Genomic DNA, 22643 nt, shown 5'->3' with positions numbered 1-22643 from the left:
AGCTTTTTATTTATCTTCGTTCTGTTCGTTCAATTTATCGCAATCCAAAATCAACTGATTGGTTTCTTTTTCTACTGGCGTCTTCATCGAATATTTTCGCCCATACTCGATCATCGTATGGTGAGCTTGGTGCAATTCTTCAGGGTTTAATGCATTAACAATGGTTTTTTCAACTTGAATCGGCGTAGCCTTTTGATCTACAAAATGGAGGCGTTTTGAAATTGCTGAAACATGAGTATCGACTGCAAACGTGGGTTGACCAAATACGTCGCTTAAAACAACGTTAGCAGTTTTTCTACCTGCTCCTGGTAACTTCATTATTTCAGTTCTAACTTCTGGCACAACGTCATTATATTGCGTGTGGATTATCGCAGCAGTTTTGATAATGTTTTTGGCCTTGTTATGAAATAAACCAACGCTTTTGATAATTTGTTCAACATCGGAAATATCCGCTGCCATTAAATCTTTAGGCTCAGGATATTTTTCGAAAAGAACAGGCGTGACCTTGTTGACGGAGACGTCAGTTGCCTGAGCACTCAAAATTACCGAAACTAAGTATTGAAATGGTGTTCTGGAGTCTAGTGAAGGACCAACAGGTCCAATATCGTCTTCCATTTGGTGGATTGCCCAAGCAATTTGTTCGTCATTTAACATTAATATCCCAACTTCTTTCGTCTTTCTTGTAGTTGTTCAGCTGTTTTAATATTACTCTTTTCCCAACTAATCAGGATCCGATCCATATATTTGAGTGAATAAGCTTGATTTAAGACGGCCTCTCGCAAGGCTAGCTCAATGAGCTTGATGCTGTAATGATCGTCATCGATCCACTGATGAACTTGTTCTTGCTCAATTGGCGAGATTGGTCGACCAAATTCTACTTCGATTTTTTTGAATAATTCTTCGGTATCGCTCATTAATTTCTTTTCAGCATTAGAATCATTTTCCTGTTTGAGCAGAGCATCGATTCGTTCAAAAATTGGAGTTAAGGAATATATGTCACGTTGCTGGTGATTTTCGACCACTGTCTGCAACTCAACAATGCCTAATTTGATCATATTTTGAATACTGTTGTAGATTGCTGGTTCTTCAAATCCAGTATTTTTAGAAATATTTTGCACCATGGGAAATTGGTTTCCCTGTTGGGCATACATCTGTAAATTTAAAAAGATGATCAATTCCTGATTGGTCATTCCCAGCTTTCGATAATTTTCAATAATCAGATTGCTGATATTTGTACTGCCGCTATTTAAAAAGCGGTTGAATAATTTATCGTCCATAAATACACTCCAAACAAAAAAGGCCAAGACATTGCTGCCTGTACCTTTAAATATTGTTTATTACTTGTACGCTCTTGCCTGTTTTAAAATCGACCAAATTATAGCCGATCGTACCATTTTTGTTTTTGAATGCTACTTCCCAAGTTGGTTTCTTTTTATATAAACCGAGATCGATATGTAAAATCTTAGTAGGATCGTAACGTTCTGAAACGCCATTGATAATTGATTCTCTCATTGGCGCATTACCTTTGTTCACTGTTTGAGTCTTACCAGTTTTAGCATTGATGATCACGTAGCGATACTGTTTCTTTTGTGTCAAACCACCAACTGCATAATATTGGTCAGTCCGACTATAATTTCCAAAATAATCTGGATTGACGATTCCGGCGCTCGTATTGGCAATCTTGTTTGACTGCGATCTTGCACTTGAGTACGGGGCAGATGACAAATTAACATATGTGATCATGGAAACCAAAGCCAAAATCACCAATGAAATAGTTAGTAAAATCTTTGTACTTCTATTCATAAATTTTTCCTTTGAATTAGTTAACAATCATAGTATAGCAATTTTTGATTATTTCAAAAACTTATTTATATCTTTTTTTATGGAACGCATGTTGTCCTCAACAATCGGAAGACCACTTGGCAAAGAATTAACAATCGTTTTTCCGTAATTTTTCGTCAGGATCCGATTATCAAGCAATAAAATCACACCACGATCGTGTGGCGTTCTGACTAAACGTCCCAAACCTTGACGCAATTGCAAGATGGCTCGTGGCAAAGTGTCAGCTTGAAAGACATTGAATCCATTTTTTGCCATGACTTCTTGGCGCACTTTCACATCCAACATTTCAGGAGATTCAAACGGAATTCGTGTGACAATCAAAATTTCTAGTAATTTATTAGGAAAATCTACGCCTTCCCAAAATGAGTTGGCGCCTAAGAGTACCGAACGATTGCCAATGGCAAAACGCTTTTTGATTTTTTCGTTGGTACCGGTAACTCCTTGAGCCAAGATCTCCCATTTTTCTTTGACGTCTGTTTCCATCAACTTGTTATAGACTGCCTCAAGCGTGCTGAGCGAGTTAAACAAGATCATGGTTTGATGATCCATGTTATCAAGAATTTCAACGATATGTTTGGTGACCATTGAATAGTAATCATCATTGGATAATTTAGTTACGTCAGGTACATCTTTTGGAATGTAAATCTTGCTGTTATGAGCCATATCATTTGAATCTGGTAAAATCAGCATTTCATTGATTTGTTCCTCATCGAGCTGCAGATCCAAAATAAAATGCGAAAAATCTTTTTGAATGGTTATAGCTGCACCAATTGCAAAAATTTGACTGAATGAGTCGGTAGTCTCAGTGATCAAATCAGTGATGTCATATTGGCGCCAACTTAATTTCAAAGTGTTGGGTTCATAATAATCTCTCATATCGATCTCGATACCAAATGCAGCATCGGGTTCTTGGATCACTTGCAATAACTCATCCATCGATTCCAAGGTCGTCCGGATTTTAGCGTTTTCAATGATCAAGTTCGAAATCACGCGTGATAATTCAACGGAAATAAAATTGCGTTGGAAATTATACTGGTCGAATAAGACGTCGATCCGATTGACCACCATCGACAATTCAACAATAAGATCTGACAACAAATTGATCAAATCCGGATTATCCTTTTGAAAATCTGCCTGTTGCAGCAAAAGATGAACGAATGAGCTTCGATCTTCAAAGCCAACGAAGTTCTCAACGTTGTTTTCAAACAAATTGAATTCCAAACGTTGCATCAATTCATCGATAGCTTCAAAATGAGTCTCCATGTCTTGGAGATCTTGATAATTCCAAAGCTGAGTCGTGACTTCAGTAAACGCATATCTTAGAGTGACTCGGTTTTGATATAAGATGTCGCTCAATTTTTTGACGTATTCGTTTAGTCTGAAGAAATCGACTGTTGGCGATGCTACATTGCGAAGGTTATCGGCAAAATGATTAGCCTCATCGATCACTAAATAAGAGTTATCTCCCCACAGAGTACTATCTAAATGTCTAGCTAAATAAGCTTGGTTAGTTACTAAAATCAACGATTCTTGGCAACGATTTTGTTGATAGTACCAGAAATCGTCTTTTGCAAAAATCGTATTTTCTTTGACCTCGCCACGGTGACGAATGATCGTAAATAACGGATTGTTGTAATTGGTCAGATGGAGTTCATCTAAATTACCAGTAGTTGTTATCGTCAACCAAACCATGATCTTCATTTTCAGTAATGCGGTGTGACGATGGCCTTGATAATTTTCGATGGATTCATAAAAGCGGTCAAGATCGATAAAGTTGTAACTGCTTCGAACGATCTCAGCATGATAACTATTATTGGTAACTTGATTCAATAAAGGGATGGACTGTTCGATTATTTGTTGTTGCAATACTTTGGTGGTCGTTGCAATTATTAACTTTTGACCACTGTTGATCATATAAGAAAGTGGCAACAAATAACCCAAAGTTTTTCCTGATCCTGTTGGAGCTTCGATCAAATTCCATTTTTTGTTCTTCTGACGCAAGTTAGCTGTTTTGTAGATATGATCCATCAAATCGGCTTGGTTTTGACGGTAATCAAGCTTGCCCTTTAAAGCAGCACGTTTTTTATTCTCTGTATTTGGATATGAACTCCGTTTATCGATCTGGTCGCTGATATGAAAGTTCTTTTTGCGCAAAACTAGTCCATTTTTCTCATATAAATAATCTGGCAACAACTTTTGCGAGCCACTACGTTGCTCATAAATATTTTTGAAAACAAGATTGGTTTCACGAATTGTTTGTGTGCCTAAATTAACTAAGCTTTTGAGTGTCGTCATTGGCAAGTCTCGAATCTGACTTTCTATGATCAAGAAGAGTTTAGCAGTCACCAAAGCGTCGCTATCAGCGCTATGTGGATTATCGTGCTCAATGCTTAAATAGCTGGTCAAATCTTGAAGCTTGTAGCTGCTAACAGTCGGAAACATGATCTGCGCAAGTTCGACTGTATCGATTGCCTTGACGTTCAATTCATTTAATCCGACGCGATTTAATTCACGATTCAAAAACGGCAGATCAAAATTAACATTATGGGCGATAAAAATCTTATCTTTTAATAATTTGAATATATCTGGTGCAATTTCTTTAAACGTCGGAGCATCCTTGACGTCCTCATCGCTTAATCCAGTCAGTGCGGTAATCCGACTTGGTATTGGAACCTCTGGATTTACCTTTTGATTAAATATCTTTGTTATTTCCCCATTTTCGATCAAAGCACAACCAAATTGAATAATACGGCCGTTGTCATGCCAGTTGGCATTTGTTGTCTCTAAATCAACAACAGCGTAAGAATTTTTCAATACTAATTCACCACTAATCTAATTTCTCTATTTGATTGATCTTTAAGAAATAAAGATATTTTCCGATAACCGGTTTGTTTTTGATTATGGAAATAGCTTTAGCATATAAATTTAATTGACCGGAATAATCGTGGATTTTTTCATCTAAGTTTTGACTATTAACATTGTCGGTTTTATAGTCAAAAATTATTATTCCGTCCTCTAGTTCAATCACTCCGTCAATAATACCATGAACTAGTATTTTATCGTCATTTGTCGACGTATCTTTTGAAGATTTAAATAACTTTTGAGCTGGGGCCAAAATTGAAAATGGATATTCACGTGCAACATTGTTGTTATTTTCAATAATTTCGTCTCCCAATTCACTGTCATAAAAGCTGACTAAGGAACTTAAATCGATTTTTTTGGCCACTTCACTATCGATTACTTTCGTTTGGACTAGTTCTGATAGCAATTCTTCAAAATCATCTAAGCTAGGCTTGTTTTCAATGTTAATTTTTTGCAATACCAAATGAGTTGCTGAACCGATATCGGTTGCGGAGACCTTTTTATTTTCAGCCAAAAACTTTGGCTTTTTAAATTGATTGGTGACATAACGGCCGTGATCGATGATCTCAGCTGTTGCCATCTCGGCCTCATCCGGATCAGCGAACAATCCTTTTATCTCAGAAACAGATTGATAAGCGGTCGTCTTGACTGCCTCTTGATGAGGATATTCAAAGTTCAAAGTATGATCGACCGTGTTTTTAAAAATATCGCTAGCAGCTTTTTGTTCAGTCAACAATTGAGGTTTGTTGAGCACTGTTTGCTCGATATCCCCTGGTTTAACCAGGTATAGATCTAGTTGACTAGTTTCATTATGATAGATGGACCCGTCAATTTCGTTAGTAGTATCAGACTCAGGCAAAATGCTCATTCCAACTAAATTTTGGTAGTTTTTAGCTGATAATCTAAAGCCTTCATTGATGATTCCTTGTTGATTTTTTTGGACATGTTCCCAATTGTTGACCATTTTGACAGAGTCCTTGGTGTATCCTACTAAGATCAATTTCTGTTTAGCACGAGTCAAAGCGACATACAGCAATCTCATCTCTTCAGAAACTGATGAAATTTGTTTTTTGTCGCTGATAACTGCACGCTGAACTGTTCTGACATTGGCACGTGTCTCTTGGTCCAGCACGCTGATTCCCATCCCTAATTTGACGTCATAGAGTGTGTCGGCTGTGTAGTCCTTGTTATTAAAGTTATCATCGATATTTAGAACCATCACGACTGGAAATTCCAAACCTTTACTAGCGTGGATCGTCATGACTTTGACGCTGTCGTCAGTTGTTTCAATACTATTTGGTTGTGCAAGATCACGATTCATATCTTGCATTCGTTGAATGAAAGTGATGAATTTGTGAAGACCCATGAAATTGTTTTTTTCATAAGTATTTGCACGTTGATACAAGGCATGTAAATTGGCAGCACGTTGTTTTCCTCCAGGCATGCCTGAAACGTACTCCAAGATCCCAGTCTCCTGATAAATTTTCCAGATCAGTTTAACGAGACTATTCTTGTTCGAAAAGTCGCGATAACCTTCAAGACGTTCAATAAACGAGATCAATTTTTTGGTTAAATTTTCATTTGAATTATCATCGTTAATAAACTTGATGATTGCTGAATAATAGTCTATGCCCTGATCGACAATTCTGATCTCGGCTAGTTCTTCTTCGTTCAAGCCGACAATCGGCGAACGCAAGACAGCAACTAGTGGGATGTCTTGTCTTGGGTTATCAATGATGTTTAGCATCGACATGATGATCTGCAATTCAGTAGTTTGAAAATAATTTTGTGCGTCGGTTACCATGACAGGTATTTCGGCGTTTGCAAAATAAGAAATCAAATCCGTATTGCTATTCTTGTTTCGCATCAAGATGGCGATATCTGAATACTTCAAAGACCGATAATGTCCTTTTTTAGCATCGTAAACTTGAAAATCGTTTGCCATTAAGGACTTGATCCTTTTGGCTGCGAATTCGATTTTTGCGACCCGTTTATCAGTATTTACCTCTTCAAGATCGACTGACTCTTCTTCATCATCATCAGGGTTTTCGTTGATAACATACATCTCGTTACGATCATCGACATCTTCTGGGAAATTTGTACCAGGTATCAGTTGGACGCTCTTGTCATAATTAATATCACCGATATTTTGGTCCATGATTCGTTCAAAAATTGAATTGACAAAATCGTCAACTGCGACCGAAGAACGAAAGTTTTTCGACAGTTGGATCAATTCATCAGGATTGTCGTCTTCCTGAAATCTTTGATATTTGCCAGTAAAGATATAAGGCGCTGCCTGGCGAAATCCGTAAATCGATTGCTTGATATCACCAACCATAAAAATGTGGTTGTTATCGTTTGAAAGCTTTTGAATGATTTGTTCTTGCATTGCATTTACGTCTTGATACTCATCGATCATGATCTCATGAAACTTGTTTTGGTAATAATCCAAAGCAATTTTTTGGCCATCGACTTCTGTTGTTAAGATCTCAACTGCCTTGTGTTCCAAGTCGTTGAAGTCCAAAGTATGACCATCATTTTTAAGTCGGTCGAATTCCTTGATAAATGCGCGTTCCACTTCGACTAGTTTAACGATCAATTGACGGGCATTTTTGACTGTTTGAATCGTATCGGCTTGATTTTGAACAAAATAACCATTGTAGATTTGTTCGTCCAGTTGTTTTTTTAAGTCAGTCTTTTGAGCTTTGACCGTTTTCAAAATCGAATCGTCGTCTGAAGTTTCCCGAATGTCTTTCGGCAATGCTTTGACGCGGGCGAATTTGAATTTATCGATCTCCTCACGCACAGAATCATAATCAGCATCTGATTGAATTTCTTGTTCGATTGCTTTTAACTTATCGATACCTTCTTTTAGGACATCGGCATAATTTTGGCTCAACGTATCGTCAGCTGCGATTTCACGCAAACTGTCTAGTTCTTCGATTAAATTATTAAAATCGGATAGTAGCTGGGGCTTGACGTATGTCTGATAAAAATCAGAATTTATCAAATCGTCACCTATGTCGTAAGAATGAGTCAATGATTCTAACCAAGCAGAAGTGTTCTCATTCGTGATTGCAAAGTTATACAAGCGGTCAACTGTCTGGTAAAGGCCGTCATCGCTTTTGTTATCGGTAAAGTTTTCAGTCAAATCGATAAAATCTTGATCGAATTTCTCATAATATTTGTTTCTAACATTGTCAAAAGCTTGATCCTTCAACAAAGAAGTTTCAGTCTCATCGCTTAATAATCGGAAGTTAGGATCTAAGTCGATCACGTAATAATACTTTTTGATGATGCTTAGACAAAATGCGTGCAAAGTACTGATGTTAGCGGTCGCCACTTTAAAAATTTGCGACTGCATATGTTGTTTTTCATCAGGGTTCAATTCAGAGCTAGTCACTAATTCTTTGATCCGATTGACCAAACGGTCTTTCATTTCCTGAGCGGCGGGTTCGGTAAAGGTTGCGACAAGTAAATTATCGACGTTTTCGCCGCTTTTGATGAGTTCGATGATGCGTTCGATCAAAATTGTCGTTTTACCAGAACCTGCTGCGGCTGAAACTAGGATGTCATGACCACGATGATAGATTGCTTTTTTCTGATTCTCTGTCCACTCAGGCATTGTTTTCTTCCTCTAAAATTTGTTGGATTTGTTTTAGGACTTCTTTTTTAGCTTCACGACCATGATTAATGATTTCGTGATATTCGTTTTCAGGCAACATCGCATCAAACTGCAAGATCGATTTGTAATCGCTGTTTTGCAAACCAGTACGATTGTTACTATCTCGATATGGATTTATCCGTAGTTTTCCTGAATAAATTTTTTCACCAGCTTGAGTAATTAAATGCTTGTTGTAATTTAAGATCCTAAATAAGTCATCATTAGAAATGGCATTCTTTTTGTTGATCGTGATGCCTTTGGACTTAGTTTGGCTGATTGGCAAGATCAATGAGGTTCTTTCAAGCAAATTGTCTAAATTATCCAAAAGCTCTTCGTCGTCAACGATCAAGCCATCCAATTTGAATTTCTTCAACAGTTCTTGTTGAACGTTAACTCCTTTTTTCAATTGGATCTTCGGATTTTGAATATGTGAATAAAATGCCCCGGCGATTTTCACTTGTTCTCTGGTCGAGAACTTATCTTTATTTGCGACCAAGTTCTCAAGATAAGTTGGCATTTGCATGGTTAATCCATTTAAAAAGCTGTCAAAGTCAAACGCATGCATACTTGACTTGTAATCAATGACTGCTAAATAGTCTGCATCGGACAACTCCATCTCGTCGATCCGGTCAATTTTTCCACGGACGTTGATCCAATGATTTCCCGGAATCTGATATGAGAGTCCAGGAAGATCTTGTTTAGTATTATTCATTTTTCCAAACGCTACTTCAGTTGCTCTAGGAATAAAATTATTGCGACTTAGTTGTTGTTTAATAGCTTTAACCAGCTGCAACAATGTATCTTGAGCTTTTTGTGAGATGTAACCCATTCGTTCTGACGATTGAAAAATTCTGTTTTCAGAACGTTCCATTTGTTCTTGAAAAACGTCTTTGACATAGGCAAACAACTGTTCATCATTTAAGTCTCTAATATTTACTTTTTGCTCATTGATAACTTTAACTAGACCATCTAGGACTGCATGATACAGGGATCCCGTTTGTGCAGAATTGATCTCAAAAATCGAACGTGGCTGCAACCTTAATCCATACTTCAAAAAGTATTCGTATTCGTTTTGATAAAAAGTCTCAAGTCGAGAAATTGAAACGTTGATATTGTCGCCATATAGTTTAGCAACTGTTTCTGGCTTCAAATCGACTGGGATATTTTGATAATCCAACGAACTTAAAGCAAATCGAGATTGTTCTGGATCTTGGTCTAACAAACGATTTTGAATATACTTCCACTGATTAGACAGTTGAAGTTTGTTATCTGCTGCCGAACGAGAAACTCTGATCAAGTAGTTCAAGCTTGATTCTGGAGAACCTACATAGCGCAGGATCTCATTTTCTTGTTCTTCGTTAGGATCAGGATTCAGCAAGATATCTTGTTCATGCAAATTAAAATGCTCCGCAATTCTTACAACGTAGCTAGAAAGGTCTTGCTGCTTATTATCTTCCGTGTAATTTGGATAGGTAAAAATCAAGCGCTCGGAAGGCGTCGTAAAAGTTAGATCATGCAAATATGGCTCCGAATTATTCATCACCTCATCAGAAGCATTTAGATACTTTCCATCTTCAAGATTTTCAGAGATCAATTCCCTTTCATCGTCAGCAATTATGCCATTAGAGACCGATGTTCCAGGCATATTGTTAACTGTGGCACCTAAAATGAAGGTTATTTTTCGATTGTTAGGCTGCACCATACCTATTTCTGAAATGTTGACAGCATCTAGAGTCGATGGAATTTGCGAATATTGGGAACTTTCAAAAGCAGCGTCTAAAATCTCAATGAAACTTTGACTATTAAATTTATCGCTTCCAAATACGCTCACATATTCATCTAAAACTGTGTTGAATTCCTCGATAACTTGTTCAGGCTGTCCAGCACTAGTTAGATCATTTTGGTCGACTGCTTGTTGTTGCCAGTTGCCCATTTGTTTGAACACGCCATATTGTTCCAAGAAACTGTACAAGAATCCAGCTGCTTCAAGTGCAGTATGATCAACTTTAAAAAATGCATCCAGTGATTGATAAATTTGTTTGATGAACTCTTTTATTTCATTTATCAATTGATAATCCTTAATCAACTGGGCATCGATTTTTTCATCTAATGATGCATCGCTAGTAAATTCTTCTCCGAGCCAATTTTTTCTAGTTGTACCATTAGCTAAAACATAATTTTCCAAAAGGTCTACTGCCTCACGAAAATCAGCAATATCTTCAGTTTGATAATGTTCAGGGATGATCAGTTCAGTTCTCAATAAAGCAATGGCATCGTCGCTTTGTAGTCCCTTATTGATCAAAGAAAATAGCAAGTCAATCAATTTTTTGAAGGGATGATCTGACATTTTTCTTTGTAGATCAATAAAATAAGGAATCTCGTTTTCGTCCATGAATGCGGCAGCAAATGAACTATATTGATTCAAGTCACGTGCTAAGATCAGAAAATCCTTGTATCGATAGTCTTGATTTGCCACTAATTGTCTAATATATGTGCTGACTGCCGATAATTCGGCTTGTTTATTTGTACTCTTCCAAATTTGGACTGAGTTTCGAGAATCTAATTGACTAGCCTGGATTTGTCCAATGCCGCTTGACTCCACCCAATAATTTTCTAGCTTAGCAATATCTTTATTGACACGTTCTTGATCAGCAAAATAGTTGTGAAAGGCAATACTGTTGTCATTTGCTAAATTGAACAACTGATTGTACGTCCCTGCAGGTCGTGCATAAAAGTCTGTTTTTTCGACCGGCTTTAGTGCTGGTTGGTCAAGATTTAACGAGACGTTGATGTTTCCACAATTTAAGATGATTGATTTGACAACGTTTAATTCTGACGCGGTAAATGTTGAGAATCCTTCAACATAAAAGTACAAATGCTTAGATTTTGCATATTCATCAAAAAATTCTGCTAAGGCATCTAGCTTAAAGTTGTTGGTGGCAAATTGGTCAATGTTTTCAGTATATTCACGGTAGATCAAATTCAATTCATCGATTTTTCCCGTAAATATATCATCCGATTTGTTCTGCATAACTGTTTGAACATCATCTGGCGTTACTTGACCATTTTGAAATTCGGTGAATTGACTAGTTAGCTGGTCGATAAATCCTGATTTGTCGGCCATTCCACCCAATATTTTTAAATCTGAACGATGTTGGTCAATAATATTTCTGATGATCATCGCCGATTTAGTATCAGTCAAAGTCTCAGTATTAAAAATATCTGTCCCACGCAAAAAGTACCAAGCTAGTCGTGAAATGGAAAAACACTGCACACGATTGCTGGCAACTAATTCTTCATTGCCTTGGATCTTTCCAAAGTCATTTAACATCATGATTTCTGACTCGAATTTGATATGGTTTGGGACTATGAAAAAGAATTCTCCTTGTGGATCTTTTTCAAAATCGTTTTTGAATAATTCCATCATTTTTTCGTGATGGTCAAATTGGTTTTTACCCAAGATAAAGTTAAGTGTCATGTTAAGTCTCCTAATAAAAAAATTCTATCATAGTTAAACCGGTACACAGTGGAAATAAGTTCCAAGTATGTATAAAATATATTCTTAGAGAAACTGAGGTGAATGCCGTGATAAATGGTATTGGAAAAAGTCATGGGAAAATGATAATGATGGGTGAACATGCAGTAGTCTATGGATATCCGGCAATTGCATTGCCACTCGTTAGCATCCCAGTGATCGTAAGGATCAAAGAGAGTCAAGACAACACATTATCGTCAAGTTACTTTGTCGGGAAAATTACTGACCTACCGGAATCTTTATCAGGCGTGAAGTACTTGGTTGATGTTCTTGATCAAGAAATGAATCAGCAGAAATTGCATTATGCAATCTCAATTGAAAGTGGCCTACCAATTGAGCGTGGTTTAGGGTCTTCAGCTGCCATCGGCGCAGCAATCACTCGTGCATTTTACGATTTCTTCAAACAACCATTAACCGAAAAACAATTGCTCGATCATATTAATCAGTCTGAAACCATCACTCATGGTAAAGCCAGTGGATTAGATGCTCGAACTGTTATCTCTGATTTTCCGATCGAATTCAGCCGTGATAAATCGGTTGAACATTTTTCGTTTAAATCAGATGGATTCATCGTAATTGCTGACTCTGGTATCAAAGGCAAAACGAAACAAACTGTCAGTGATGTTCGACAAAGTTTTGATGACGATCCATCAGTTGTCGGCCCAGAACTAGCTGGTCTAGGTGAAGATACTGAAGAAGCAATCAAAGCTATTAAAGAAAACAATCTCAAACGCTTAGGCCAACTCTTTACCAATGCTAATGACTTGTTAGTCAAACTGGATTTGTCGGTGCCAAAAGTTGACGCAATGATCGAAGCGGCCAACAATGCTGGTGCATTGGGAAGTAAAATCACCGGTGGCGGTCGTGGCGGATGCATCATTTGCCTTGCCCGCAATTTAACGAGCGCACAAATGGTCCAAAAGGCACTCTTAAAAAACGGTGCTGAGCAAACTTGGATCCAACCACTATCTATTTATGAAAACGAGGAATCAAACATTGGCTAGGACGGCTAGAGCATATACAAATATCGCCTTGATCAAATATTGGGGCAAAAAAGACAAAGCCTTAAAATTACCATGGACTAGCAGCCTTTCTTTAACGCTGGATAAGTTTTATACCGATACCAAGTCTACAATTATCGATAATGACCACGACGTGGTGTATTTAAATGATGAATTGTTAGACGATTCTAGTTCACTGAGAATCAGAAATTATTTAGATGTCGTCAGAAAAATGTATGGTTTTAACGACCATCTCCAAATCAACTCCACCAATCATGTTCCCCTTTCAGCTGGTTTTGCATCTTCTGCTTCTGGGTTTGCTGCGCTTGCTGCGTCAGTCAATGAAACTATGAATCTAAATCTGTCAAATAAAGAAATTTCAATTTTGGCACGTAATGGATCAGGTTCCGCCACGCGTTCAATCTATGGAGGATTCGTCGAATGGATTGCTGGAAATAGCAATGAAACCTCCTTTGCAGAACCAATTGACGAAAACCCTGATATTGATATCGTGCTGCTGTCAGTGGTCATTTCTGAAGCAGAAAAATCGATTTCATCGACAAAAGGGATGGAATTATCAGTAAAAACTTCCCCATTTTACTCAAATTGGAGTACACTAGTGGCTTCAGAGATAATCAAAATTAAGCAAGCAATTGCAAATAAAGATCTACAACAAATCGGGGAAATCGCAGAACACAACGCATTGTCAATGCATGCTTTAACGTTATCTGCACAACCTCCCTATACTTATTTCGCTCCAGAAACGATCAGAATTATCCAAATTGTCAAAACATTGCGTCAACAAGGTTTCTTAGCCTATGTCACCATTGACGCCGGTCCAAATGTTAAAATAATCTGTAGTAAGCAATCTGTTAAAGCAGTTAAGGATTATCTCGACAAGAATGTCCAAAATGTTTCCACATTTGAAGCTCATATTGGAAAAGGTATACAATATTTCTGATATTGGAAAGGTATGATATTTTGTCCATAGGAAAATCACCAGGAAAATTATATTTAGCAGGAGAATATGCCGTAGTTGAAACTGGCTTTCCTGCAGTGATTGCATCTGTTAATCAATACGTTACTGTCACAGTTACAGAATCTGAAAATGGTGGCACGATTCAATCAAAAAACCTCAACAAAGAACTCATCCATTGGGATCGTCAGGGAACTGATCTAGTATTTGACGATACCGAAAGTCAATTAGCGTATATCTTGACCGCAATCAAATTTGTCGAAAAATATGCACTCGAAAAACATAAGAAACTTGCCTATTATGATCTATTAGTTACTAGTGAACTAGATTCTCATGACGGCAAAAAATTTGGTCTAGGAAGCTCAGCTGCCGTTACGGTTGCAGTTGTGAAAGCCCTAGGCTCCTTTTATGGTCTTAATTTGAGCAAAATGGACGTCTATAAACTGGCATCGATTGCTCATTTATCTGTCCAAGGAAACGGCAGTTTAGGCGATATTGCGGCCAGCGCATTTGGTGGTATTATTGCCTATCGTTCTCCTGACCGAAACTGGGTCTTTAACATGGTCAGAAATCATAGCCTTTCAAAATTACTCAAACTTGATTGGCCAAATCTACGGATCGAACCTTTGCATCTTCCAAAGGAACTAGAAATGGTAGTTGGTTGGACAGGATCACCTGCTTCAACGTCCATCCTGGTCGATCGAATTGCTTTGACTAAGGCTCAAAAGGTGGATAAATATCAACATTTCTTGAAATCTAGTCGCCAAAGCGTTGAACAATTGATCCAAGGATTTAGAGACAACGATGCCAAAATGATCAAACAAATGATCAGCAGCTATCGTCAAGTGTTGACAGACTTAGCTCGATTCAGTGACGTTCATATAGAAACAAAGATGTTGACCAAATTATGCGATATTGCTGAAAGTTTGGGTGGTGCCGCAAAAACCTCTGGTGCTGGTGGCGGAGATTGTGGCATTGTTATCAGCAATAAGAATTTAAACATTGAAAATCTTAAATCTGAGTGGAAAAAAGTTGGCATTACGCCCTTACAACTAAAAATCGGAGACATAATCGATCATGCCTAAACAGGATGAACAAATGCAACGCAAAGTTGAGCATTTATTTTTAGCTGAAAAATATTATTCCGACGAATCTTTTGCTGGTTTTGAGCAGGTTCGCCTTCTTCACGATGCTCTGCCTGAATTGGAAACTCCAGAAGTAGACTTACGGACAGATTTTTTGGGTAATCCGATCGCTCTACCCTTTTATTTCAATGCAATTACTGGAGGGTCGAACCAATCTCAAAAATTTAATTCAGAGCTGGCCACTTTAGCCGCAGAATTGGACATACCTGTTTCTAGTGGGTCGATGGGAGTTTATTTCCGACTCCCACAGACAACTAAAAGTTTTACCGTTTTACGAGAAAAAAATCCCAAAGGTCTTGTGATTGCTAACCTGTCTGGAAAGGCAAACGCAAAACAAGCACAACAAGCTGTTGATTTGATCAATGCTGACGCATTGCAGATTCATTTGAACGTCATCCAAGAATTGGCCATGCCTGAAGGTGATCGAGAATTTTATTGGGCTGATAACATCAAAGATATTGTCGGTAATCTAAATGTTCCCGTGATCGTAAAGGAAGTTGGCTTTGGTATGAGTCAAAAAAATCTTCAACAACTCAAAGATCTTGGTGTCAAAAATATTGATATTTCTGGCTTTGGCGGTACAGACTTTGCTGAGATCGAAAGTGCCAGAAATCACGACCTTGATCTTACTTATTTAGATCAATTGTCGCTTTCAACAGTTGAATCGCTGATTGAAGCACAAGCGTTTAAGTCAGAATTAAATATTTTTGCATCTGGTGGTATCCGAACAGCTTTAGACATTGTCAAAGCTCTGAGAATGGGCGCGTCTGCAGTTGGAATATCCGGACTAGCTTTGCACCATCTGCAGAAATACTCGTTAGAAGAAACGAAGATATTCTTTGAAACTACGGCTTTGCAGGTCAAGATCATCATGGCTGCAATCGGTGCAAAGACGATTCAAGATATCAAAAAAGCCCCTATCGTTTACGATACGGACTTAATAAATTACGCTAAACAACGTAAAATTGATTTAACGTCTTAATCCTTTGGGATAGACGTTTTTTATTTGCTTATTGCTATATCTTCCCCAACTAAACAATTTGTCTTGATAAGTTAATCCGATCCATTTGTTAGAAAAATCTGGCTCGTGGTCAAGAATAATTGTTTCGCCATGAAGATATTTTTTAAATTGTGATTCATCTAAATCATAAATTGCTTTTAATCGTTCAGGCTTAGTAGCTAATATCATTGCGATATCGGGCTCAAGCCTATTTTTTTTGAATTCTCCTAGTTTTAAACCATTTCTCATCACATGAAGTTTCTTAAAGCGTCGGTCAAGACTAGCAGCTGAGAACAAGAATTCATTAACTTTGAAGAGATTTTTGTCAGGAACAAAATTCAAATTCTCTTTTGAAAATTTTTCAATCAGTTTTTGATCGTCTTTTTTGATAGTGTTGGGTAATGTTTTGATTTTGCTTTCGCTACTTTCTCCATCCTTGACCAATTTACACATGAAATGACCCTCACCGCTGAACTGGTCTGGAAACATCCGTAGAGCCTTTGTGAGTTCTTGATTGCCATTGCCCCATTCCGGCTTGCCATCTTCCATACCTGAATATTTTTTGACATCAGCTAATGACATGTCTGAATACTCGTTTAAAAAGTAGTCGATGTTTTGTTCATTTTCTTCCGGAGAAAATGTACATGTTGAATAAACTAATGTGCCACCCGGTTTTAACAGTTTATAGGCTGAATCTAAAATATGTTTTTGTCGATTAGCACAAGATTCAACGTATTCTTGCGACCAATATTTAACCGATTCAGGATCTTTTCTAAACATGCCCTCGCCGGAACAAGGAGCATCAACCAATATCTTGTCGAAATAGTTCTCGAAATCTTTTTCAAAATCCTTTGGTGAATTATTAGTCACAACGGTATTGGTGATTCCCATTCTTTCGATGTTAGACGACAATACCTTAGCACGCTTGTAGTTTATCTCGTTGCTGACCAAAAGACCGTCAGAGTGCATTATATTCGCTAAATAGGTAGTTTTACTTCCTGGTGCTGCGCAGAGATCTAAAACCGTATCGTTTTCCGTGGGAGCTAACAGCTCGGCTACATACATGGCACTAGGTTCTTGGCTATAAACGTATCCCGCCAGATGGTCGATATCATTGCCATCAACATTTCCGTAATAACCAATCTTTGAGTATTCGATTGGATTGTCTAAACTCAAATTGACATTTTTGTAGTTGGCTTTGAGCGGATTTAATCTGAATGCATCAAGACTGTCAGATTCCATTGCATCAAAAAGCTGTTTTGATCTATCGCCCATTAACTGTTGATATTTATTTTTAAATTCTTCGCTCAATACGACTGTCATGGTTAGTTGTCACTCCGTTTTTTTACAAAATAGATTTGGTAAACTCCAACCGCGATTGCTGCAATCACGGATAGGATCAAGTAAATATTGAAAGTTGAATGACTGATGATCACAATTTTCCAATTGCTCCACGCAAATGCTGCCGCATATGGAATCATCGTGAATAATAAATATCTGATCAATAAGCCATTACGGTAATTATTCTTCAGATCACCAGTCAGTTTCGTCTTTTTGATATCAAATCTGAGTGACAATAAGATGTATATTTCCACTGCTATCGAAACTAAGAACGTCAGCAATAATGAAATGATATATAAATTGCCATTGCTGTTAGTTTGTACTTCGCTGAAGTCATCAGTTTGAGGACTATATTTGTGAGTCGAACTTACTCGCATAACTTTTTTTAGCTGACTCAAATCATGTTTGGATGATGTGATTTTTCCGTCGATCACCGGCACCACATCACTCAGGGTTTTATTTGATTTTGGTTGCGTTGGAGAAATCGAAACCAAGGTCTGTTCGTTCAAAATATCAGCATTGTTGAATCCGATATTTCCAATCACCGAGATATATCGTTTATCTGATTTGATATATTCCTGACTTTGCGGCTTATAGCTTGGAATGTCTGATTGTTGACCTTGAACTGCAAATGGGGTCTCAGATTGAAAATCAGTTTTTGAGAAATATCTTCCAGAGATCGTTGGTAGTTTGTGCAAAGTATGATTGCTGTAAATATAACCAAAACTACTGTTATTCTTGTCAAAAAATATTAACTGGTAGCTAGATAGATCCATTGTACTAAGTTTTTTAACAGTATTAGTAAGATTTTTCTTGGAATTCGTTCTTAAAACTGTAGCATCATCACTCATGCCTAAACGATTCATTGTGTTGTTATACTTGATCGCATCATTTTTCGAAATTGCGACGGCCGCCAAAAGAACTACTAAAAATATAATGACGCTGGAAATAAATTTTTTCATCAAATTCACCTGTTATTGTATTAAGAAAATTTTATCATGAACTAAATCATATTGGGGATAAACCTGATTCAATTCATCGATTCGTTGATCTGAAATTATCTTCGCATGATCCCAGAATTTTTTAGAATTTGTAGCACCATATTTTTCACCGACCAAGAAAAATTTTAGCTCAGTTTTACGGATTTTTTCCAAAATTTCAAAATCAATTTCTTCACGGTCGGGACTCCATGCTAGGACAATTGCATCTACTTGAGTCTGATACTTATCGATCGCGTCTAATGCGTCAATTTGTTCAACGTTAGTAATTTTCTCATTTCCGGTAGGACTTTGCTTTGACCAACTTAAATTATCGGTACAGATCGATTTTATCCCATTGTCGCGAAATCCTTTTGAGATATAGCCGTTCCCTGCCATTAGCTCTAAATATTTTTCGTTTGGAAAAAGTTTTGACCATGTTGACATTAACGGTTGCGTTATCGTTGCCCAATAACCGTAGCTATTTTGGAGGTAAGTTCTAAAGTCTCCCAACTGGGTATCAAATTCTTGTAATTGCGCGACCACTGATTCAAATTCATCACTCTCAAAATCAACATTATTTTGCAGGTGGCGCTCGATTTGCTCAGAGGTCAATTCAAACTGTATAAATTGGTGCTTAGGAAGCTCCCCTTTAGATAAGGCTTCATCAATATGCTGCATGAAATTTAAACGTGCATTGAAAATACTTGAATTTGGGAGTTTGGATGCAAGCTCCCGTAAATTATTTAGATAACTCACTATTTACTATCCCCATTTAATATTGCGTATCAATTTAATCATTCCTTAATACTACATTTTATTTCCAATAATTGCCAAAAAGTGTAATATTCTATGTAGTACAAGTTTGAGGTGAATTATGGCAAGAAATGATAAAAAGAAACAACCCGAGAAACAAGAATCAGGTTGGAAGTTTTGGCTGCAGACTATTGCATTGACCATTGCATTGTATGCTGTCATAATGCTGGCGTTTAAATTTACGTTAGCGAATGAGCGAGTCTCCGGACCGTCAATGCAGCCAACCTTTGAAGATGGTCAAAAATTACTTGCAGTGAAGCATTCTAAGATATCCCGTGGAGATGTAATTATCTTAAAAGCTCCTGATGAACCGGGTGCATTTTACATTAAACGTGTTATCGGAATGCCTGGAGATACCATCGTATCAAAGAACAATAAAATGTACGTAAACGGAAAAAGATATAAAGAACCCTTCCTCGACGCCGGTTCAAAGCTAAAGGAAAATGATACCAATATCTATGCCGGTAAGGGATATAGTTGGACTTACAACTTTACACTAAGTCAGTTGGCTCAATCACCTGAATATCAACAGATATACAGTAAGAGTTATCTAAATAAAGTTAAGAAGACAAATAAAGTACCCGCTGGAACTTACTTTGTAATGGGTGACCATCGAACAGTTTCAAAAGATAGTCGTTTGATTGGGTTCATTAAAAAAGGATCAGTTGTTGGTGAAGTTAAATGGCGTTATTGGCCTCTTAACAAATGGACAGTCTTTTAAAAAATTGTACGGAATTAAAATCTTAATGCTATGATGAACTTATGGAGGTCGTGAAAATGGACAAACCAAGTATTTCAGAAACTATTATTCAGTACGAAAAGAAAAAAGATATGAATGATACACAATTTGCATTCGAGAGTCACCTTTCAGTTGAAAGAGTTCACAATCTCAAATCTGGTGAATATGAGGCAACTCCTGAAGAAGAAAAGACAATTCTCGAATACATCAAGCTTCATAGTTAATTTTGAGATTCAGATATGATTTGGAAAAGTCGATTGATGATCGGCTTTTTTTGTTATTGTAAATCAATGTAATATTACTATATGTTATAATCATAGTGTAAATAACATTAATTATTACATATATGATTATTAGAGGCGTATGAAATGTTAATTGGATCAAAATTTAAAGAGCAACGAATAAAACTAAAATTGAGTCAAGCAGAACTTTCAGCAGGAATCTGTACTCAAGCAGTCATTAGTAAAATAGAAAATCAGAATATCTCCCCTTCCGTTGATATCTTGAGTCAGCTGGTTGTGAAACTAAATTTGACTTTAAACGATGTTTTTTCAGAGTTCACCAATTTACCATCAAACAACCTAGTCAACGATAAAATTCTAGAGATCGACCAATTGATCCAGAATCAACAATTTGAAAATATCCCGTCATTGATCGATTCAATCAATCCAAAGAATCTTTCAAATGCGACTCAAGCCCACATTCATTATCAACTAGGAAGAATTGCTGCCAATCAATCTGACTTTGACGAAAGTATTTTTCAATATAATTATGTCTTGCAACTTTTAGATAACCGAAAAAAATCATTTTGGAAATTTGTGGCATTGATCGGCCTAGGAAAGATTTATCAAGCTAAAGCTGCATCTGATAAAGTTGATTATTATTTTGGTTTAGCTAGTCAAAATTTTGAGTCTCAACACTTCCAAAGTGATTCAACCTACTGGTATTCATTAGAATCATTGACCCTACTGGCAACCTTTTACACTCAGTCAAATGACTGGCAAACAGCCAGAAAATGGATCGACCTTGGATTAGTCCCACGAAATGGTGCTTTATCTGCGCAGTTTACGGACCGACTCTATTACTTGTCCGCTCTAAATACTCTAAATGACAACCTGACGGACCGCTCAACTCTGAGCCATGACTTGACGATGGCAATCGCATTCGCAGATTATAATCACAATCAAGCTTTGCTTGATGAAATCAACCAGTTGATGCAACAAAATAATATTCGAGAATTGAAAATCAAACCATAAAAAAAATCAGCCATTTGGCTGATTTTTTTATTTGTCGCTGGCAAGAACTCCACCAACTGCGTAATGTTCTTTTTCCATTTCGTTAAGTACAACGTGAATATGCTCAGCAGGTGCTCCAGTATTTTTAGCAATGGCATCTGTAACATCCTTAACCATATTCTTAAGTTGTTCAGGACTACGTCCTGCAATTAAATCGATATGTACTAATGGCATATTAATCACTCCTTATTATTTTTGACGATCATTATTAAGTTTAATAATTTCTAGTATAACATTTACTGCTTGTTCCATGGCCTCTTCTGACACATATTCGTATCGACCATGCATATTTTCTCCACCAGCAAATAAATTAGGGGTTGGAAGACCCATAAATGAGATCTTTGATCCGTCTGTCCCACCACGAACTGCTGCTTCGTCAGGTTCGATGTTCAGATTCTTCATGGCTTGTTCAGCAATTTTAACGACATCCATGTGGTCTTTCATAACTTCATACATATTGTAGTACTGATCGTTCATATCAATCGAAACTGTGCCTTCGCCATATTTCTGATTGAGTTCTTGAACGATTTGATTGATTTTATCTTTACGAGCTTCCAGACCATCACGTTCGAAATCACGAATGATGTATGACATTTCTGCAGCATCTACAGTTCCATCTAAAGATAATAGATGGAAGAAACCTTCACGCCCCTCGGTTTGTTCAGGAACTTCGTCACTTGGCAAATCATTTTGAAAATCGTTTGCTACAGTCAAAGCATTGATCATAATTCCCTTTGCAGAACCAGGGTGAACATCTTTACCAGTAATGTGTACTTTCAAACCAGCAGCGCTGAAAGTTTCGTATTCAAGTTGTCCAACCGGACCACCATCGACAGTATAGGCAAAATCAGCTCCGAAATCTTTAACATCAAATTTATCTGCACCGGTTCCAATTTCTTCATCTGGACCTAAGCCAATAACGATTTTGCCATGCTTGATCTCAGGATGATCTAACAAATATTCCATAGTCGTCACAATTTCGCTGACACCACTTTTATCATCGCTACCTAACAGAGTATCGCCACTAGTTGTAATCAGCGTCTGACCGGCATATTTGGTCAATGATGGAAATACTTTGGGGTCCAAAGTAATTTTTCCTTCTTTGTCTAATTTGATAACGCTCTTACCGTCATAATTTTCGACGATCTTAGGTTTAATATCAACTGAGTTAAAATCTGCTGTATCAACATGGGAAATTAATCCTAAGACTGGAACATCATGATCCAAGTTAGATGGCAATTCGGCTATCAAATACGAGTTTACTGGATGAATACGAACATTAGATAATCCAATTTTAACTAGCTCATCTTTCAATGCGTTTAGAAATACTGTTTCACGTTCGGATGAAGGTATGGTAGTTGAGTTTTCATCTGAACGAGTATTTTGTTTTACATAACTCAAAAAACGAGGAATCAATTTGTCATATTTCAATGTCATAATCTGTATTCTC

At 37.2% G+C, this 22643-nt stretch carries 18 protein-coding genes; 7 read left to right on the top strand and 11 right to left on the bottom strand.

Going from position 1 to position 22643, the window contains the following annotated elements; translation table 11 throughout:
* Positions 1–6 precede the first annotated feature (6 nt).
* From LKF16_RS01835 to LKF16_RS01810, 6 genes are read right to left on the bottom strand one after another with little or no spacing between them, the layout of a single operon-like run.
* The gene (locus LKF16_RS01835; protein WP_291468120.1) at positions 7–654 is read right to left on the bottom strand and encodes an endonuclease III domain-containing protein; all 648 of its coding nucleotides are present in this window, start codon (positions 652–654) and stop codon (positions 7–9) included.
* On the bottom strand, positions 654–1277 hold the full coding sequence (locus tag LKF16_RS01830; protein ID WP_291468119.1) for a DnaD domain-containing protein: 624 nt from the start codon (positions 1275–1277) through the stop codon (positions 654–656). The genes LKF16_RS01835 and LKF16_RS01830 overlap by 1 nt, the downstream gene beginning before the upstream one ends.
* A 46-nt stretch (positions 1278–1323) precedes the next feature.
* Positions 1324–1803 carry a hypothetical protein gene (locus LKF16_RS01825; protein WP_291468118.1) on the bottom strand — a complete coding sequence of 160 codons (480 nt, stop codon included), beginning with the start codon at positions 1801–1803 and terminating at the stop codon, positions 1324–1326.
* Between the two features lie 48 nt (positions 1804–1851).
* Entirely contained in the window at positions 1852–4656 is a 2805-nt protein-coding gene (locus LKF16_RS01820; RefSeq protein WP_291468117.1) for a helicase C-terminal domain-containing protein, read from the bottom strand.
* A gap of 13 nt (positions 4657–4669) precedes the next feature.
* The gene (gene addA / locus LKF16_RS01815) at positions 4670–8329 is read right to left on the bottom strand and encodes a helicase-exonuclease AddAB subunit AddA (protein WP_291468115.1); all 3660 of its coding nucleotides are present in this window, start codon (positions 8327–8329) and stop codon (positions 4670–4672) included.
* Positions 8322–11846 carry a PD-(D/E)XK nuclease family protein gene (locus tag LKF16_RS01810; protein WP_291468113.1) on the bottom strand — a complete coding sequence of 1175 codons (3525 nt, stop codon included), beginning with the start codon at positions 11844–11846 and terminating at the stop codon, positions 8322–8324. The genes addA and LKF16_RS01810 overlap by 8 nt, the downstream gene beginning before the upstream one ends.
* Before the next feature lie 140 nt (positions 11847–11986).
* On the opposite strand from LKF16_RS01810, the gene mvk reads away from it, so the two are divergent.
* From mvk to fni, 4 genes are read left to right on the top strand one after another with little or no spacing between them, the layout of a single operon-like run.
* Entirely contained in the window at positions 11987–12907 is a 921-nt protein-coding gene (mvk, locus tag LKF16_RS01805) for a mevalonate kinase (RefSeq protein WP_291469377.1), read from the top strand.
* The gene (gene mvaD, locus LKF16_RS01800; protein ID WP_291468111.1) at positions 12900–13865 is read left to right on the top strand and encodes a diphosphomevalonate decarboxylase; all 966 of its coding nucleotides are present in this window, start codon (positions 12900–12902) and stop codon (positions 13863–13865) included. The genes mvk and mvaD overlap by 8 nt, the downstream gene beginning before the upstream one ends.
* A 17-nt stretch (positions 13866–13882) precedes the next feature.
* Positions 13883–14965 carry a phosphomevalonate kinase gene (locus LKF16_RS01795; protein WP_291469376.1) on the top strand — a complete coding sequence of 361 codons (1083 nt, stop codon included), beginning with the start codon at positions 13883–13885 and terminating at the stop codon, positions 14963–14965.
* Positions 14958–16007 (top strand): type 2 isopentenyl-diphosphate Delta-isomerase, encoded by a 1050-nt coding sequence (gene fni, locus LKF16_RS01790; RefSeq protein ID WP_291468109.1) that lies wholly within the window; start codon positions 14958–14960, stop codon positions 16005–16007. Before LKF16_RS01795 ends, fni begins: the two co-directional genes overlap by 8 nt.
* Here the strand turns inward: fni and LKF16_RS01785 are convergent.
* The 3 genes from LKF16_RS01785 to LKF16_RS01775 are packed head-to-tail and all read right to left on the bottom strand — an operon-like array spanning position 15996 to position 19102.
* Positions 15996–17348: an RsmB/NOP family class I SAM-dependent RNA methyltransferase gene (locus LKF16_RS01785; RefSeq protein WP_291468107.1), complete on the bottom strand. Its 1353-nt coding sequence runs from the start codon at positions 17346–17348 to the stop codon at positions 15996–15998. The two genes, fni and LKF16_RS01785, sit on opposite strands and share 12 nt — an antisense overlap.
* 2 nt (positions 17349–17350) lie before the next feature.
* Positions 17351–18328, bottom strand: coding sequence for a hypothetical protein (locus tag LKF16_RS01780; RefSeq protein WP_291468105.1), 978 nt, complete (start codon positions 18326–18328; stop codon positions 17351–17353).
* 12 nt (positions 18329–18340) lie between these two features.
* Positions 18341–19102 carry a hypothetical protein gene (locus LKF16_RS01775; RefSeq protein ID WP_291468103.1) on the bottom strand — a complete coding sequence of 254 codons (762 nt, stop codon included), beginning with the start codon at positions 19100–19102 and terminating at the stop codon, positions 18341–18343.
* Positions 19103–19220: 118 nt separating this feature from the next.
* Between LKF16_RS01775 and lepB the strand changes: the two genes are divergently transcribed.
* From lepB to LKF16_RS01760, 3 genes are all read left to right on the top strand, one after another.
* Complete coding sequence (gene lepB / locus LKF16_RS01770; protein WP_291468102.1) at positions 19221–19880, top strand: signal peptidase I; 660 nt, start codon at positions 19221–19223, stop codon at positions 19878–19880.
* A gap of 56 nt (positions 19881–19936) precedes the next feature.
* Entirely contained in the window at positions 19937–20122 is a 186-nt protein-coding gene (locus LKF16_RS01765) for an LBP_cg2779 family protein (protein ID WP_291468101.1), read from the top strand.
* Positions 20123–20266: 144 nt separating this feature from the next.
* Positions 20267–21154, top strand: a complete 888-nt coding sequence (locus tag LKF16_RS01760) for a helix-turn-helix domain-containing protein (protein WP_291468099.1) — start codon at positions 20267–20269, stop codon at positions 21152–21154.
* A gap of 27 nt (positions 21155–21181) precedes the next feature.
* Here the strand turns inward: LKF16_RS01760 and LKF16_RS01755 are convergent, their stop codons facing one another.
* On the bottom strand, positions 21182–21367 hold the full coding sequence (locus LKF16_RS01755; RefSeq protein ID WP_291468097.1) for a 2-hydroxymuconate tautomerase: 186 nt from the start codon (positions 21365–21367) through the stop codon (positions 21182–21184).
* Between the two features lie 15 nt (positions 21368–21382).
* A complete protein-coding gene (gene pepT, locus LKF16_RS01750) occupies positions 21383–22630 on the bottom strand; it encodes a peptidase T (protein ID WP_291468095.1) in 1248 nt (415 codons plus the stop codon).
* Positions 22631–22643 lie beyond the last annotated feature (13 nt).

Origin of the sequence: Companilactobacillus sp., assembly GCF_022484265.1 — a bacterium.
Taxonomy (GTDB): domain Bacteria; phylum Bacillota; class Bacilli; order Lactobacillales; family Lactobacillaceae; genus Companilactobacillus.
Note: the sequence above shows the minus strand (reverse complement) of the source record. Positions and strands in the feature narration are given on the sequence as shown.

Bases quoted from the DNA above. Each gene is read 5' to 3' on its own strand.
- addA (WP_291468115.1), bottom strand. From the start codon at position 8,329: ATGCCTGAGTGGACAGAGAATCAGAAAAAAGCAATCTATCATCGTGGT.
- lepB (WP_291468102.1), top strand. From the start codon at position 19,221: ATGGCAAGAAATGATAAAAAGAAACAACCCGAGAAACAAGAATCAGGT.
- LKF16_RS01765 (WP_291468101.1), top strand. From the start codon at position 19,937: ATGGACAAACCAAGTATTTCAGAAACTATTATTCAGTACGAAAAGAAA.
- mvk (WP_291469377.1), top strand. From the start codon at position 11,987: ATGATAATGATGGGTGAACATGCAGTAGTCTATGGATATCCGGCAATT.
- LKF16_RS01810 (WP_291468113.1), bottom strand. From the start codon at position 11,846: ATGACACTTAACTTTATCTTGGGTAAAAACCAATTTGACCATCACGAA.
- fni (WP_291468109.1), top strand. From the start codon at position 14,958: ATGCCTAAACAGGATGAACAAATGCAACGCAAAGTTGAGCATTTATTT.
- LKF16_RS01835 (WP_291468120.1), bottom strand. From the start codon at position 654: ATGTTAAATGACGAACAAATTGCTTGGGCAATCCACCAAATGGAAGAC.
- LKF16_RS01830 (WP_291468119.1), bottom strand. From the start codon at position 1,277: ATGGACGATAAATTATTCAACCGCTTTTTAAATAGCGGCAGTACAAAT.
- LKF16_RS01780 (WP_291468105.1), bottom strand. From the start codon at position 18,328: ATGAAAAAATTTATTTCCAGCGTCATTATATTTTTAGTAGTTCTTTTG.
- LKF16_RS01755 (WP_291468097.1), bottom strand. From the start codon at position 21,367: ATGCCATTAGTACATATCGATTTAATTGCAGGACGTAGTCCTGAACAA.
- LKF16_RS01760 (WP_291468099.1), top strand. From the start codon at position 20,267: ATGTTAATTGGATCAAAATTTAAAGAGCAACGAATAAAACTAAAATTG.
- LKF16_RS01785 (WP_291468107.1), bottom strand. From the start codon at position 17,348: ATGACAGTCGTATTGAGCGAAGAATTTAAAAATAAATATCAACAGTTA.
- pepT (WP_291468095.1), bottom strand. From the start codon at position 22,630: ATGACATTGAAATATGACAAATTGATTCCTCGTTTTTTGAGTTATGTA.
- LKF16_RS01825 (WP_291468118.1), bottom strand. From the start codon at position 1,803: ATGAATAGAAGTACAAAGATTTTACTAACTATTTCATTGGTGATTTTG.